Origin of the sequence: Limosilactobacillus equigenerosi DSM 18793 = JCM 14505 (assembly GCF_001311375.1) — a bacterium.
Lineage (GTDB): Bacteria > Bacillota > Bacilli > Lactobacillales > Lactobacillaceae > Limosilactobacillus > Limosilactobacillus equigenerosi.
Map to the genome: position 1 here is coordinate 1 of NZ_BBAS01000004.1, position 16,243 is coordinate 16,243.

Below are 16,243 nucleotides of genomic sequence, written 5' to 3' on the forward strand. Positions count from 1 at the left end.
GCTAAAATTTTGGCGGAAAACTTGGAACGATGGGGCGCTCAACATGTAGCGGTGACGAATGAAAGTCCAGAAACGCTAGAGAAGGTCTTTCCACAATTTTTTTTGATCGCATTTTAGTTGATGCCCCTTGCTCAGGAGAAGGAATGTTCCGCAAAGAACCGGACGGTATTCAATATTGGACGCCGAATTATCCGGCCGAATGTGCTAATCGTCAACGGCATATTTTAACGTCGGCGATGAAAATGTTAAAACCTGGTGGCACGTTGGTTTATTCAACGTGTACGTTTGCCCCAGAAGAAGATGAACAGATGATTGCGTGGCTGTTAGCTGAATATCCGGACTTATCGGTAGTGCCGATTGCTAAACAACCTGGGATGGACGAAGGACGGCCAGCATGGGCGGATGGTAATCCAGCCTTAGCCCAAACGGTTCGCTTTTTCCCTCATCATTACGATGGTGAAGGGCACTTTATTGCGAAATTACAGTTATCTGGGACGCCAATGCCAACTAAAAAACGCAAGAAAAAGCAGCGGGGATCAGCTGTTGTCAAGCCAAGTCGGGAGCAACAAGCGTTATGGGACCGTTTTAAGACGGAACACGTACCAACGTATACGCCCACGAATTTAGTGGTGTTTGGTGATGAATTATATGATGTGACGTTAGCGCCGGAATTATTAAGCCAATTAAAAGTGGCCCAAGCCGGGGTGCATTTAGGTACGTTTAAGAAAAAAAACGCTTTGAACCGGCCTTCGCGTTAGCTCTAGTGGCTAATGCCCCTCAATCATTAGCGATTAATCATGACCAATGGGCGCAATATGTCCATGGGGATACGTTTACCGTAACGACTGACTGTCCGAATGGTTGGTATGTATTGACATGTGACCAGCATCACTGCGTTGGGGCAAGTTAGTGAATGGCACGGTAAAGAATTTCTATCCCAAGGGCCTTCGTTTTGCCTTGTAAGTAGATAAGAAAACGTTTACAATGAAAATGTAAAACGTTTAACAGTTGAATGGATTGAAAAGGTGAGCAGTATGTTATTAGGAAGTATTGAAGCCGGCGGGACCAAGTTTGTTTGTGCGGTCGGTAATGAAAAATATGAAGTTGTTGATAAAGCGATTTTTAAGACCACCACACCAGCGGAAACGTTACAACACGTGGTGGAATATTTCCAACAATTTCCAGATTTAAAGGCAATGAGTGTGGCTAGTTTCGGTCCGATTGATGCTGATCCAACGAGTGATAAGTACGGTTTTATCACTGATACCCCTAAGATTGGCTGGGACAATACCGATTTTGTTGGTACGTTAAAGCAAGCTTTCGAGATTCCAATTTACTGGACGACGGATGTGAATGGATCGGTATATGGTGAATATGTTGTCTTAAAAGATCAATTAAAGCATGGTTCGTTGGTATACTACACCATTGGAACCGGTGTCGGGGCCGGCACTATGCAAGACGGTCACTTTATTGGTGGGGCTGGGACGCCAGAAATGGGTCATGTATACTTAAAGCGGCACCCAGATGATCTTGGCTTTAGTGGAATTTGTCCATTCCATGGGGACTGTTTAGAAGGGCTGTTAAGCGGTCCTACCTTCCAAGCCCGACTTGGCATTCGTGGTGAAGATGTAAGCGATGATGATCATGTGTGGGATATCTTAGCTTATTACGCGGCGCAAGCATGTATTCAAGTGACGACGATTTTACGTCCCGAAAAAAATCATCTTTGGGGGGAGTGTTTCACGACCTCACTTTATGAAGAAGGTTCGGGAACAATTTGATCGGTTATTTGCGGGGTACATTGAAGTTGGCGATTTAGATGAATATATTACGTCGCCCCATGTACCAGAAAATGGCTCCGCCACGCTTGGTAACTTTGCCTTAGCTGAAAAATTATTAAAGTAAATGAAAAGGCACTGGAAAATTTTTCCAGTGCCTTTTACTATTGGCGTTGTTCCCAATAATCTTTTAATTCACCATGATAAATGGCGGCGGCGTGTTGTAAATCACTAAATTTCTTGACTCCCAAAAGCGTCATTAAATCGAGTAATTCTTGTTGCCATTGCGTGATTTCAACTTGCAAGGTTTGTTGATCATGTTCAAATAAGGTATGTAAGAAGTGTCCAGCCACACCAACGGCATCGGCGCCAAGGGACCCAGCTTTAACAACATCTGCTGCGCTATTAACCCCGCCAGAGGCGATAATATGTTGCGACTTAGCTTGGCGTAACTTAGCTTCAATGAGCGCTTGGGGGGTAGTTAAGCCCCAATTTAAAAATGCGTTTGAATAGTTGCGGTCACGGTTACGTTCTGCTTCGATGGTTGCAAAGTTGGTCCCCCCGCGACCGCTGATGTTAACGTAATTGATGCCAATTGAATGCAGTAAATCGAGATCTGCGACCTGCATCCCAAAGCCGACTTCTTTCACAATCACAGGGACGTTCACAGCTTCCTTAATCGCGGCGAGGTTATCAAGCCAGCGAAAATCGCGATCACCTTCTGTGGGGCGCATCGCTAATTCTTGGGCCACATTAACATGAATTTCTAAGGCGTTGGCTTGAATTAAGTCTACGGCTTGTTTGGCTTGCAGTGGCGTGGCCGTCGCCCCAAGGTTAGCCATAATGAAGCCATCGGGATTTGCTTCACGGATGATTTCAAAGGAAGGCTTTGCTCCTTCATCATTGAAAATAATACTCATGGATCCCGTTGCCATTGCTAGTCCGGTTTCATGAGCGACGGTGGCAAGGCGATTATTAATCCCCATTGATCGTTGGCTACCGCCAGTCATGGCTTCAATATAAAAGGGCCAGGTGAAGTTAAAATCCAGTTGATCCGGCGCGGGGTTAACTTCTGGGTACCAAATTTCTGGTAGGGCCCGGGGAATTAATTGAATTTCATCAAAGGGATGGTGTTGGTGAGTTTGCTGATAGGTTTTTTTCAGCAATAATTAAGTGTTCGTTTTTCCGTTGGGCATGTAGTGATTCCATGGATCAGGTCCTTTCGGTGGATTAATTAATGGTTAAATCGAGGGGGACAATTTCGTGGTCAGTCCATGCTGGGATGACTTGGTCGGCGCGGGTAGTATCGTTAAAAATGGCCACGCCACAATCACCACCACCACCGCCGGAAGTTTTGGCGACGCCACCTAATTTAGTGGCCTCATCAATTAATGATTGCAAAGTTTCGGTCGTAATGTCTACCCCAGCTTGCGTCCCTAACAAGTTTAGAAGCATGGCATTGGCTTGCAAATTAGTCTTAAATACGAGCCAATCTTGGGTTTGCAAGGCGGTAGCAATTTTGGTCACCGCGTCATCACTGGCTTGTAAAAAGCCGTGGTAAATTTCGGGGTTATTCGTAGCAAATTGATTAATTTTGGTAACAAGGGGGCCCGTTTTAGCCGGTGAGGCAGTCCAACCAACTTTTAAGAGCCAATCATTGGGCATCTTTAAAGGCTGAATGGCTAATTGGGGCCACTCGATGTTAATCGTGGTCGCTAATGAATGAGTGCTCCGGTAAGCTTGCACCCAATGACGATCAAATGATTGATAATTAATCATTCCGCCATAAACGGCCACCGCCACATCACCGAGGGAACCATTCCCTTGGGTGGTTAAATGAGCTAAGGCGGCGAGTTTAAAGATGGTCATTAAGGGTGCTTTGACTTGATAGGCCTGTAACATCGCTTTAATGACCGCTACGGTAACTGCGGCGGACGATCCGAGCCCGTATTTACGTTGGTTACTTCCTGTTAACTGACTAGTTAAGTGCAAATTAAACGGTTGTAATTGATAACCGAGGTCAACTAAATATTCACTAGTTGTCGTAATTGCCTGCCAAATAAATTGATAAGCGGGACTAATGGTGATGGCTTGGACTGTTTGATTGGTCGTTTGCCATAATAAATGTTGGGTTGGGTATTGAGCGCTCGTTGCAATTCCGAGCCTACTTGGAGTAATGGTGGCCGTCACGTGTCGGTTGACGGCCATTAAGATGGCTTGATGACCGGGGGTAACGACAGCATATTCACCGGCTAAGTAAAGTTTACCGGGCGCGGTAGCAATTTGTTTATTCATGTAAATCTTCCTCTAACCATGTAATCCCAGGGCCAGGTTGCGCCACAACTAATTGGTCTTGACCAAAGATTGGGGCGAGGCCAGCGATAATTTCGTCACGGTGTGCGCGGTCGTAAATGACTTTAACATTAGGCCCCGCATCCATGGTGTAGTAACAAGTCAATCCTTGTTCCCGTAAGTTTTGAATGGCCTGGATAGCGGTCATCGTGGCCGGTTCAAAGTAACTAAATGGTGGGTTAGCTGATAGGGTGAGGGCATGCATCCGCATGGCATTGGCCTCGGCAATTTGTCCAATTGTGGCGACGTCTTGCTCGGCAATTGCTTGCTGCATGGCAGTTAAGTCTTGTTCAACGACGTTAGGCCACATTGCAAAGTATGGTGAAGTATCAACGGAAAGTTGCATTCCCCCCCGGCTGGAAACTTTCTTTTGATCTTGGTTAATCATAATGGCTAACATTTCGAGACCAAAATCAACTTGTTCGAGGATTGGTTCGGCATATGAAGTTACATCATCATTGCCCCGGCGCCATTGTACTAAACCACCGAAAATCGACCGACTGGCTGACCCCGAACCCCGCCGAGCGAGGCGACTTAAATCAGTTAATGACAAATCAAGCCCAGCGGCGCGACTGGCCGCACCGGCCAGCGCGGCCATGGCCGAAGCCGATGAGGCTAATCCGGCCGCCATTGGAACATGATTTTCAGAAATCACGTGGGCGGGGGTAGTGATCCCGGCTAATTCCCGGACCCGATCTAAAACCGTTACGACTTTTCCCATGTTAGCCAAGGGCATGTCTTGATGGTCAATCACAATCCGGTCTTCTGTTAACTGGTCGTCAAATTGCACCGTAGTGGTGGTATAAAATTCGTCTAAGGTTAATGATAAGCTATCAGTATATGGCAAAATCAGGTCTTGGTCCCGCTTGCCCCAGTATTTAATCAAGGCGATATTCGTATGCGCCGTGCAGTTTTAGCCATGAATCGTGGCTCCTTTCAATGGTTGTAACCAAGTGCGGTCGGCGCCAGCCTGGCGCAATGATGCGGCAATTTGTTGGGCTTCCGCCGTGGTTTTGGCGAGGGCGAGCATGCAGCCCCCGCGACCACCACCGGTTAATTTGGCGCCGAGTGCGCCAGCTTGGCGCGCCACGTGCACTAAGTGGTCAAGTTCAGGTGAGCTAACGTTAAGGTTGGCTAAATCCTGGTGTGCGGCATTTAAAATAGTACCGAGGGTGGTTAAATGATTGGCCGTGATGGCCGCTTTAGCTTGGTGGGCCAGCTGACCTAAATGTTCAATTAAGGGCTGAGCATTGCCATCGGCTTGTAATTGTTGTTTAACAGCTAAGATAGCTTCCTTGGTGGCCCCTTTAATTCCAGTATCAGCAATTACGATGGTGCCGCTTAAATTGAGGGGAAAAGTCGTTGCTGAAGTACCTTTTTGATACCATAATGGTTCGGTAGCGCTAACCGTCGCGGCGTCGATGCCACTGGGATTGCGGTGGGTTTCGGTTTCTTCAATATTAGCCCAAGCTAGGAGTTCGGTAGTTGTTAGTGGGGTACTGTAATAATCAAAAAAAAGGCCCGGGTAATGGCCACGGCTGCCGCGGCTGATGATCCCATGCCACGTTCATGGGGAATATCACTGGTAATGATTAATTTCCATGGATCATCGATGGCGTCAAAGTGAATGGTGAGCCGTTCAATTAAAGTATAGATTCCGCGCATTGAGGCGGGTAAATGGTGCCAATTGCCAGTGTAGTATTCACTATATAAGATTTGACCACTCGTGGCCGGCATTAATTCGGCGACTGTTTGAATTTGAGTGAGTGGTAAGGCGATGGCGGGTTGTTGATATACCACGCTATGTTCGCCGATTAAAATGATTTTGGCATGACTGCTGGATGTGACAGGTTTGTTCATCCGGCTGCCCCCTTTCAAAGTGTGTTATTTCCAAGTCTTAATTTTACCACGATTGCGATTGCAAGATAGATATTTAGTTTAAGATTATAGTATGATATATGGGAACAAAGATTGTGAGGAATAATGATGGGAAAGCAAGCAGCAACTACCAGTCCCGTCTACGCGATTGTTGATTTAGAAACGACGGGGACGAACTGGAAAAACCAAGCACGCATCATTCAAATTGGGTGCGTCCTAGTTCAAGATAATCAAATTATTCATCAGTTTGAAACGAAAGTTAACCCTGGGGTGGCGATTCCAAGTGCGGTGCAACAATTAACCGGGATTCACCAACGAGATTTACAATCAGCGCCGACCTTTGATGAATTAGCACCAAGTATCTGTGCGATGTTAACGGATACGACGTTTGTGGCGCATAATGTTAATTTTGATTTTTCCTTTTTAAATATGGAATTAGTCAAAGCCGGGTATCCAGAATTAACGATTCCGGCGATTGATACGGTGACGTTAAGTCAAATTTTAATGCCGACGGCGCCTAGTTTTCGCTTGCGGGATTTAACGAGTTACTTGGGAATTGAACATGATAATCCCCATTCGGCGAGCTCGGATGCCGAGGCAACGGCGATTTTATTAATGGATTTAATGCGCCGGTTACATGAATTACCAACGCTTACATTAACTAAGCTAGCTGAGTTAAATTTAAAATTACCGGAACAAACAGCGGTAATGTTTGCGCGTGAATTAGCGATGCGAGAAGCTGCGCCAGTAAACCTTGATAATGCTCATTACGTTAGCAACGGGATTGTTTTACATAAAATTCGGCCGCGCACGGTTGAGCACCCCCACCGGAAATTTCCGTATCCGCGAACGAAAAAGCAAAAGGCGACGTTCTTTGGGGACAAGTATCAATATCGTCCGGTGCAAGCGAAGTTGATGAACAGTATTTATAATCAATTTCGGCAACCGGATGGCTCACAACAATTAGTAATTGAGGCCGGGACGGGGACCGGGAAAACGTTGGGTTACTTAGTGCCCTTGAGTTATCTGGCTTATCCGCATGGTCAAATTATTATTAGTACGGTCACGAATGTGTTGCAAAAACAATTAGCCCAAGTCGTGAACGAACAATTAGGGGAGTTGTTACCATTTCAATTGCAAGCCGTAATTGTTAAAGGAAACCAACACTATATTCACCTCGGGAAATATGTTCGATCACTAAGTATGAATGAGGACGGGGCGAACGTGCAATTACTGAAGGCGCGGTTATTAGTTTGGTTGACCCAAACGACAACCGGCGATTTGGATGAATTAAATCTGAACTCGATGCGGTCGCCTTATTTTGCAACGATTCAACACCATGGTTTGCACACAGTAACGCCCGATGAGCCGTTCTATCGGGATGACTTTTTAATTCGGCGGCAGCAAGCGTTACAAACGGCTAATATTGTCATTACTAATCACGCTTATTTGGTGGAACATGCGGCGGAATTAACGAATGATCAACAAGCATCGTACTTAGTCGTTGATGAGGCCCAACATTTGAGTCACAGTGTGATGCGCCATTCTCGGTTAACGATTGAGTTTGCTAAATTATCAACAGCTCTTAATCAGTTGAAAAATTTAGTTAGTCAGCGGGATGAACATAATTTACGGGCGGTCTTTGCGAAGTTACCATTAGGAAGCTACAATATTGAATTACTGCAAACGGATTTAGGTGCCGTCGAACAAGCGTTGGAAGAATTTCAAACGGCCTTGTTAAATCTGCTGCCAGCTAGTCAAGCGACGACCGGCTACGTGGAAGCAATGGTGCCAGTGGCTGCGATTGCCGAAATATTAGACTTTACGCAACCATTAATGATTGGACTTGAACAAGCGTTAGCGAGTGTCCAATTACATTTTAATGCCTTACAACGCCTGTTTGATGGGCGCCGGGATAGCTGGCTATCACTAGATCGGTATCAAATGAATCAGTTAGTAGTCACTTTGCCGTTTTGGCCCAAGCTAATGATGAGTTACATCGATTAGCTAATGGGGTGGATGATGAAGCGGCTGCCTTTTGGGTCTCGTATATTGAGGGAAATGAATTAGGGAATCTTAAGTTAAGCGGTGGTCTCTTAGCTCAAAACCATTACTTAAGCACCCATGTTTATCCGCACTTTAAAGCGATGGTCTTTACGGGGGCGACGTTGTTTACTTCCCAGCGATCAGCTTATTTGTATCAACAATTAGACTTAGATCCAGAGACCGTGAAAACGAAACATTTTGGCTCGCCATTTGATTATGAACACCAAATGGAATTATTAATCGCGAGCGATGCGGTTGAACCATCATTAGAGAGTGAATATTTAGATTATCTCGCCACGACGATTGCGGAAATTACGACGCAAAATCCATGTCAAACCATGATTTTATTTAATTCGTTAGTGACGATTGAGCAAGTTTATAGTCGCTTACGAAAAACGAGTTTATTTGACCAACGAGATATTTTAGCCCAGGGAATAAATGGCAATCGTGATAAGCTTTTAAAGCAATTTGCGACTGGGACCGATTCAGTGTTGCTGGGCGCCGCCAGTTTTTGGGAAGGAATTGATTTACCAGAAGATCAACTCCAGCTGCTCATTGTGACCCGGTTGCCATTTGATTCACCGGATGACGTGTTAGTTAAGGCCCAACATGAGCATTTAAAACGGCAAGGTAAGAGTCCGTTTTATCAGGTTGATTTACCACAAATGATTATGCGGATGCGCCAAGGAATTGGTCGCCTATTACGGACGGACCGGGATTATGGGACGGTGGTCATTTTGGATCCGCGCTTGATTACGCGTCGTTACGGGAAAAGCGTGTTAAAAATGTTACCGCAAGGGATGCCGGTGGCGGCAATTCCAACCAGTCAATTAGCAGGACGGGTGAAAAAGTTCTTAAAAACGCACGGGGCGGTTTAGTCCGGCCTAAAAATTTGGTATAATGAGCGAGATGTTATTTTAGAAAGAGGAATGGTTATGCAACGTCAGCACAGTGCCAAGCGCCAACCAAAACTGGGGAATGCCAAGCAGGTTCGCTGGCTCAAAAGTCGGTGGCTGTGGGGATTAGTAGCAACTTGTTTGTTACTAGTTACTGGAAGTTGGCTTTTTTTATGCCAGCGCGAATCAACCCCGGGCGGCGGCCCAGGATCGGGTGACGGCGCTAGCCAAATCAAAGGCTAAATTAACGAGTGTTAGTAATTTCTTTGTCTATCATCGAGATCAGACTTATTATGCCGTGGCGGGAATTGATCAACGCGGCAAACAAGTGTTAGTCTTGGTGCCAAACCATCGTAATCAAGTGACGGTGATTGACCAAGCCACGGGAATTAATGGTCGTCAGGCAATTCATGCGGTCCAAGACCGGCAGCGAATTGATCGGGTGCTCCATACGGCCCTGGGGAAATATAATCACCGGCTCGTTTGGGAAGTTGCGTATCTTGATCGGCACGCTACGGTTAACTACGCCTTAGTTGACTTCAAGACGGGGAAATTAGTACAGCAAATTAATCTATAGGAGGATGGACAGTGGAAACCATCAACATTATTGATGCTCCCAAGCACGTCGGTGAAACGGTGCGCATTGGGGTCTGGTTAACGGATAAGCGTTCCAGTGGGAAGATTGCCTTCTTACAATTACGGGACGGAACGGCCTTTTTCCAAGGGATTTTATTAAAAAACAAGGTCTCAGAAGAAATCTTTGAAATGGCCCGCCATGACTTACGCCAAGAAGCAAGTTTTTGGGTTACGGGTGAAATTCATGAAGATGAACGGTCTAAGTTCGGTTACGAAATTCAAATTGCGGACATCGAATTAATCGGTGACAGTAATGATTACCCAATTGGGAACAAGGAACATGGGGTCGACTTCTTAATGGACCACCGGCATTTATGGTTGCGTTCAAGTAAGCCACAAGCATGATGAAGATTCGGGACCGCGTTATTCGGGCGACATACGAATTCTTTGGTAAGGAAGGCTTTACGAAGATTGATCCGCCAATCTTAACGGGGAATGCTCCGGAAGGGACAACGAACTTGTTCCACACGGAATACTTCGAACAAGATGCTTACTTATCTCAATCTGGTCAATTATATGAAGAAGCTGGGGCGTTAGCCTTGAACAAGGTTTACTCATTTGGACCAGTTTTCCGGGCTGAAAAGTCAAAGACGCGGCGGCACTTAATCGAATTCTGGATGATTGAACCCGAAATGGCTTTCATGACGCAAGAAGAAAGCCTTGAAGTTCAAGAACGTTACGTGGCTTATTTAGTCCAATCGGTTCTTGATGATTGCAAGCGGGAATTAGAAACGCTTGGTCGGGATCCAGAAAGCTTAGTACCATTTACGAAGTTGCCTTACCCACGGATTAGCTATGATAAGGCCATTGAAATGTTACAAGCAGCGGACTTTGATATTGAATGGGGAGCGGACTTTGGTTCTCCAGAAGAAACGTACTTAGCGGGTGAATTTAACCAACCGGTCTTCATCTTGAACTATCCAAAGGCAATTAAGCCATTCTACATGAAGAATCACCCAACGCGCGATGATGTTTATGTTTGTGCGGACCTCTTAGCCCCAGAAGGTTACGGGGAAATTATTGGTGGTTCCGAACGGGAAACGGATTACGAAACGTTATTACAAGCAGTTAAGGATGCCGGCCTTGATCCAAAGGTTTACGAATGGTACCTTGACTTACGGAAGTACGGAACAGTGCCACACTCTGGTTTCGGACTTGGATTGGAACGGTTCTTAACTTGGATTACCAAGACGGATCACGTACGGGAAACGATTCCATTCCCACGGTTATTAAATCGGCTTTACCCATAGTAAAATAAAAAGGCACTGTCTAGTTAGACGGAGCCTTTTTAAATTGGAGGAATAACGATGGCAGACAAAATGTGGCAAGCGCTCTTAGCGGCGGGGAGTACCAATATTAATAATTTATTGCTTCACCATTACCATGATTTGGGCATGAGTACCAGTCAGTTGATGGTGTATTTAGAATTAACTTCGTATATTGATCAAGGGGTGCGAGAACCTTCGCTAGCATTGATTGCCAAGCATTTAGGAACTGATGAGCAACAGGTGGGGAGTTTAATTCACGAAATGATTACCCAGCACCTGTTAGCTCAACGTTTAGAAACGCAACCCTCGGGAAAACAAGCGGCCGTGTATGATTTTAGTCTTTTGTGGGAACGGTTGGCACAGTTCATCGAACAAGGGGGGCATTTAACGCCGGTGGCAACGGACGATCAAGCCTTAACACGGGAAAAGATTTTCCAACAGATTCAAGTTGAATTTGGCCGGACGCCATCACCCTTTGAACTCGAATATATTAATCAATGGATTGACCAAGATCACTATCCGCTAGAGTTAATTCAATTAGCCCTCAAAGAAGCGGTTGTTAACGGTAAGTATACGTTGAAGTATATCGATCGGATTCTATTACGGTGGCAGCAACAGAATATTACGACGCCTGCCCAAGTGCGGGCTGAGCAACGGCGGTTTGAACAACAGCAACCGGGGACTGATGACGGTGATGGACCAGTTCCACCAATTGAAATTATTAAGTTAAATGAGTAGCAAAAGGGAGCGTGACATGAACAGATGCTTGAAAGTTTACTTTCTTAGCAGCTGTCAATCGTCAGTGAACTAAAATTGATAAATTTTAGTTCGTCTTCACGCCCCCGCAAGCACAAATAGGGCTCGCAACGTTCGGATTTCCGACGTTGCGAGCCCATTTGCGTACTGTGCTGTTCGATTTTTCAAGATGTTGCCTGACTTATGTCACAGCTTCTTTGTTGTGATTAAGGATTTTGCTGATTTGTTTGCGGTGCTTGGGATGATTGTTGACCTTGTTGAGGTTGTGGCTCATTCCCACCAGTTTGACCCGGTTGACCGTTGCTAGATTGACTCATCATCATTGAGCTTGATGATGAACTAGATGAACTATATGAACTAGACGAACTTGATGAGTTTGATGAACTAGATTTCTTTGCACCCCCGGAAGCATATTCAATGCTAAATGGGTAATCAACAAACATGTATTGCGTTACCCCTTGGACGTGCACGGCTTCAAGATCACTAGGCATTGTCCAGTTACTAGCGTGGTTTCGGTTATCTAAGAAGCGCATGATTGACTTGTACAAGTACTTGGCACCATTAGCACCAGAGTCAGACATGGTAGTTTTGTTGTTATCGTAACCAGTCCAAACTGAAACGGCGTAATTCTTAGTGTAACCAGTTAACCAGGAGTCTAAAATCCCGGCTTGATTCCCACCGTCAGCGTTGGTCGTCCCGGTCTTACCAGCTTGGTTAACACCACTTAAGTAGGCTTCGGTCCCGGATCCATTACCGGAGAAGACGCCTTGAAGCATGTTCGTAATCATGAAGGCGGTTCCTTTACTCATTGCGCGTTTACCTTGCTTAGCAAAGGTCTTCGTGGTGCCTTCTTGCGTTGTAACTGACGTGACATAGTAAGGCTTGTAGTAAATACCACCATTAGCAAAAGCAGCATAAGCAGCGGCTTCTTGGAGTGGGGAAACGTTTAAGGCAATCCCATTTTGGTAGTGGTAAGGTTTCTTTTGACTGATTCCTAAGCCTTTTAAGAATTCCGTGGCTTTATCAATTCCCACGGCTTGGAGGGCCCGGATGGCGGGCACGTTCCGTGATTCAACGAGGGCCGTTCGCATAGAAATATTACCTTCGTAGCTATTATCAAAGTCCCGAATTAATCCTCCAGCATCGGGCCATTGCATTGGGGTATCGGCCACGACTTTGAAAGTTGGCCAGTGTAAGTATTCGATAGCCGGACCATAATCCATCATTGGCTTGGCGGTCGAACCAGAACTCCGGAAACTTTGGGTGGCCCGGTTGTAACCATAAACGGTGTTCTTTGGTAAGTTCCGGCCCCCTAACATGGCTACCACTTGACCATTGTGGGGATCAACGACGGCCACCCCAGCTTGCAGATTGGAGCTTTCAAAGCCAATACCACCATTGGCTTCATCATAAAGATGTTGTTGGGCTTCCGTATCTAAATTCGTGTGCACCCGTAAACTGTTAGTGGTTGGGTTGTAACCTTTGGAAACTAATTCGTTAATGACTTCCTTGACGTATGGATCAACGACCTGAGAGTCAACTTCAGAACCACTGGATTCAACGTTCCCGTGACTCTTATCTAAATTAGCTGTAACACTAACTTGCTTAGCTTGTGCGGCTTGGGAACTAGAAATGTAGTTATTCTTAACCATGGCATCTAAGACGATGTCGCGCCGTTCTTTGGCTAATTTCGTGTTAGATAAGGGGTTGTAAACGGATGGTGATTGGGGAATCCCGGCTAAGAGGGCCGTTTCTGCTAGGGAGAGTTGATCTAAATCTTTTCCGTAGTAGTATTGGGCGGCGGTCTTCATCCCATAAACCCCGTTCCCCATGTAAACTTTGTTTAAGTAGTAAGTTAAAATTTGGTCTTTGGAGAAGCGTTTGGAAATATTGTAAGCTAACCAAGCTTCTTGGGCCTTCCGTTTGAAAGTTTGATCAGAACGGGCGGTTGAGAAGACAGATAACTTAATTAATTGTTGCGTAATGGTACTCCCACCTTGGAGACCTTCACCACCGAGATTAAAGACGTTTGACACAGCCGCTTTCATAATCCGGGATGGTGAAACCCCGAGTTTTTCATGATAGAAGTTATGATCTTCTACTGAAACAACGGCATTCTTTAATGATTTTGGTAATTCGCTACTATTAGCGTATTGACGTTTTTGGGCGCCTAGTCGTGAGACAATCCGATTATCGGCATCTAAAATTACCGTCCCTGTTTGGGCCTTCAAGTCATCTTGCGTAATGGATGGTGCACTTGAGGCATAGAAAAAGAAGAGGGTAATTCCGCCAATTAATAAGAGCGTGATGATACCAGCGCTCCATTGGAAAAATCGTTTCCAAAAAAAAGTTTATTTGTTCGTAAATAATGACCAGTGGCGCGCAATTTTTGTCGCCAATCGGATTGATTATTTGACTTCATGAGATCCTCCTAAATTGATGGTTGCTAAATATTGATCAACGGCCACTAAGTAATCTAATGGCGGGGCTAATCGATTCGGAATGACAAACCCATCCTGTTGAATTGTTGATAAGGGAATTGACTTACGAGCACCGTTGGCTTGGGCATCCCAAGCTTGATTAACAAGGCGGCTGGATAGAGATATGTTTGATGCAATTTAGTAAAGCGAATAATTGCAAAACAAATCCCAGCTTGTTTCAGACAGCGCCGAAAATGATCAATTTGGTGCTTATGAAAATTTTTCAATGGAAACGACGTCAGGTGTTGCGTTTCTTTAGCATCAAAATCAAGGTATTTCCCGCGATAAACACCATTGTAATCAGTCGTTGATGGGCGCCTAAAATAGGCTTCCTTTACGACTGCGGCACTTCGTTTAGGATAATCAACTTTGACTAATTGAATCGGGGTTGGCTTTTTGTAGATTACGGCTTGCCCCGTTGTCACATAATATTGATTACTTTGATTGAGTTCACTTTCTAGTGTCATCCCCCGCTTGGCAGTGGATGGAGTGGTACTCAGTTGAGGATTACCGGCGGGCGTATGGCGCGCCGGGTTCACCCCATTGGGATATTTAATCGCCATTTGTCATCCTCCCTTAGCTATGTGGTATATTATAGCAAACAATCGCTCCTTTGGCGACGTTAGGGGATTGAATGACTTGGAAAGGAATAAAACGATGCGAAGAATTTGGTTAACTGGTTACCGGAGTTATGAATTAGGTGTGTTTGAAGATAAAGATACGAAAGTGACGGTAATTAAAATGGTATTAACCGAGCGTTTAACCCAACTTTTAAATCAAACGGAGGATGAAGTGTGGGTGATTGCGGGACCACAAATGGGAGTTGAACGCTGGGGCCTGGAGGTAGCTAACGAATTAAAAGTTGATTATCCCCAATTGAAAACGAGCTTAATCATGCCATTTGCTGAATTTGGCCGGCAGTGGAATGAAAGTAATCAATTTAAATTACAACAAATGGTGGCGCAAGTAGATTATTACGGGGAGGTTAGTAATTTACCATACCAAGGACCGGAACAATTGCGTCGCTATCAACAATTTTTAATGGAACATTCAGATTACTTATTAATGGTTTTTGATCCCGAACAAGAATTAAATCCTGATCAACACGCTAAACCATATTGGGATTATCAAGGGGCCCAAAGCTATCAAGCAACAGCGCCGGACTATGAAATTAGTTTAATTATGATGGACGAACTCCAAGAAGCCGCCGAAAATTGGGCTGAGCAACAACGTGAGGACGCTGAAACGTATGGAGAATAAAAATAGTTGGTATTTTAAGCGGGGTTTGCTAGACTAACAATAAATAACTTAATATGAGGTGGTGAACAAATGGTTCAACTCAATTTTACGCCCGAAGATATTTTAGATAAGCAATTTATTGAACGTGGAATGGGAAAAGGGTATGATCGCGTTGACGTTGATACGTTTTTAGATGATGTGATTAAGGATTACTATGCCTATGAAGCGGAACTCAAGCGGTTAGAAACGGAAAACCAACGCTTAGAAGCTGAATTGACGGCGGCACAAACTGCTCAGCCGGTGTCAACTCCTGCGCAACCGACTCCAGTTGCAACGGTTAACCCAACGCCACAAGTTAATCCAAGTGCAACGTTGCCGGCAGCTTATGAAGATTTAGCGCGCCGAGTGGCTAATTTGGAACGACAAGTTTTTGGGGCAACGGATGCCGATGCCAATCAATACGATGAGTATTTGTAATTTAAAATCAAATAGTATATAATATTCATCTGTAAGCTTCGGGTAATCGAGCGTAACTTTTGTTATGTTAGGAAGGTCCATGCTCGCACAGGCTGCGATGCCTGTAGTGTTTGTGCTCGCTGAAAAAAAATAAGGCGGGGCACCTACTTGATAGGTGACGGCGGAAAAAAAATGGCTACGGTCTTTGACTATGCCAAAGTATTCCTGAAAGTGCCACAGTGACGATACAATTTGGGAAACCAAGTTGGTGGAACGCGGTAAACCCCTCAAGCGGTAAACCCAAACTTTGGTAGGGGAGCTTTGGATAACGAATTGAAGTGATTCCAGGGGAGTATCATTTATGATACTGAGATAGATGATTACCACGGTATTATTTGGCCTGAAATAATACTTTGACAAAACATGGCCTACAGGAGTTTACATGCCAGGTGCCCGGT

The 16,243-nt window shown here is 45.1% G+C and carries 8 protein-coding genes, 1 other RNA gene and 7 pseudogenes; 10 read left to right on the top strand and 6 right to left on the bottom strand.

Going from position 1 to position 16,243, the window contains the following annotated elements; all coding sequences use genetic code 11:
* Both JCM14505_RS08630 and scrK read left to right on the top strand, forming a co-directional pair.
* A pseudogene (locus JCM14505_RS08630) lies at positions 1-963 on the top strand (RsmF rRNA methyltransferase first C-terminal domain-containing protein); the annotation flags it as partial.
* A 71-nt stretch (positions 964-1,034) separates the two neighbouring features.
* A pseudogene (gene scrK, locus JCM14505_RS02880) lies at positions 1,035-1,905 on the top strand (fructokinase ScrK).
* 37 nt (positions 1,906-1,942) lie between these two features.
* Here scrK and fni read toward each other — a convergent pair.
* The 4 genes and pseudogenes from fni to mvk all read right to left on the bottom strand — a co-directional run bounded on the left by fni (position 1,943) and on the right by mvk (position 5,990).
* Positions 1,943-2,987, bottom strand: a pseudogene (gene fni, locus JCM14505_RS02885) (type 2 isopentenyl-diphosphate Delta-isomerase).
* 21 nt (positions 2,988-3,008) lie between these two features.
* Entirely contained in the window at positions 3,009-4,073 is a 1,065-nt protein-coding gene (locus JCM14505_RS02890) for a phosphomevalonate kinase (RefSeq protein WP_054652788.1), read from the bottom strand.
* Positions 4,066-5,034: pseudogene (gene mvaD / locus JCM14505_RS02895) on the bottom strand (diphosphomevalonate decarboxylase); the annotation flags it as partial. The pseudogene mvaD and the gene JCM14505_RS02890, both read right to left, overlap by 8 nt.
* A gap of 9 nt (positions 5,035-5,043) precedes the next feature.
* Positions 5,044-5,990, bottom strand: a pseudogene (gene mvk, locus JCM14505_RS02900) (mevalonate kinase).
* A 126-nt stretch (positions 5,991-6,116) separates the two neighbouring features.
* Between mvk and JCM14505_RS02905 the strand changes: the two are divergent.
* From JCM14505_RS02905 to JCM14505_RS02920, 5 genes and pseudogenes are all read left to right on the top strand, one after another.
* Positions 6,117-8,932, top strand: a pseudogene (locus JCM14505_RS02905) (helicase C-terminal domain-containing protein).
* A gap of 57 nt (positions 8,933-8,989) precedes the next feature.
* Entirely contained in the window at positions 8,990-9,193 is a 204-nt protein-coding gene (locus JCM14505_RS08920) for a hypothetical protein (RefSeq protein ID WP_156249819.1), read from the top strand.
* Positions 9,165-9,527 (top strand): cell wall elongation regulator TseB-like domain-containing protein, encoded by a 363-nt coding sequence (locus JCM14505_RS02910; RefSeq protein WP_054652792.1) that lies wholly within the window; start codon positions 9,165-9,167, stop codon positions 9,525-9,527. Before JCM14505_RS08920 ends, JCM14505_RS02910 begins: the two co-directional genes overlap by 29 nt.
* Positions 9,528-9,538: 11 nt before the next feature.
* A pseudogene (gene asnS, locus JCM14505_RS02915) lies at positions 9,539-10,836 on the top strand (asparagine--tRNA ligase).
* Positions 10,837-10,893: 57 nt separating this feature from the next.
* Entirely contained in the window at positions 10,894-11,592 is a 699-nt protein-coding gene (locus tag JCM14505_RS02920; protein WP_054652794.1) for a DnaD domain protein, read from the top strand.
* Between the two features lie 224 nt (positions 11,593-11,816).
* Here the strand turns inward: JCM14505_RS02920 and JCM14505_RS02925 are convergent, their stop codons facing one another.
* Both JCM14505_RS02925 and recU read right to left on the bottom strand, forming a co-directional pair.
* Positions 11,817-13,922, bottom strand: a complete 2,106-nt coding sequence (locus tag JCM14505_RS02925; protein ID WP_082405602.1) for a PBP1A family penicillin-binding protein — start codon at positions 13,920-13,922, stop codon at positions 11,817-11,819.
* Positions 13,923-14,098: 176 nt separating this feature from the next.
* Positions 14,099-14,653: a Holliday junction resolvase RecU gene (gene recU, locus JCM14505_RS02930; RefSeq protein ID WP_263848936.1), complete on the bottom strand. Its 555-nt coding sequence runs from the start codon at positions 14,651-14,653 to the stop codon at positions 14,099-14,101.
* 94 nt (positions 14,654-14,747) lie between these two features.
* Here recU and JCM14505_RS02935 point away from each other — a divergent pair, with 94 nt between their 5' ends.
* The 3 genes from JCM14505_RS02935 (at position 14,748) to rnpB (ending at position 16,221) form a co-directional block, all read left to right on the top strand.
* Positions 14,748-15,350: an SLOG family protein gene (locus tag JCM14505_RS02935; RefSeq protein ID WP_054652796.1), complete on the top strand. Its 603-nt coding sequence runs from the start codon at positions 14,748-14,750 to the stop codon at positions 15,348-15,350.
* A gap of 69 nt (positions 15,351-15,419) precedes the next feature.
* On the top strand, positions 15,420-15,806 hold the full coding sequence (locus JCM14505_RS02940) for a DivIVA domain-containing protein (protein ID WP_054652798.1): 387 nt from the start codon (positions 15,420-15,422) through the stop codon (positions 15,804-15,806).
* A 34-nt stretch (positions 15,807-15,840) separates the two neighbouring features.
* An RNA gene (rnpB, locus tag JCM14505_RS08635) (RNase P RNA component class B) lies at positions 15,841-16,221 on the top strand.
* Positions 16,222-16,243: the final 22 nt, after the last annotated feature.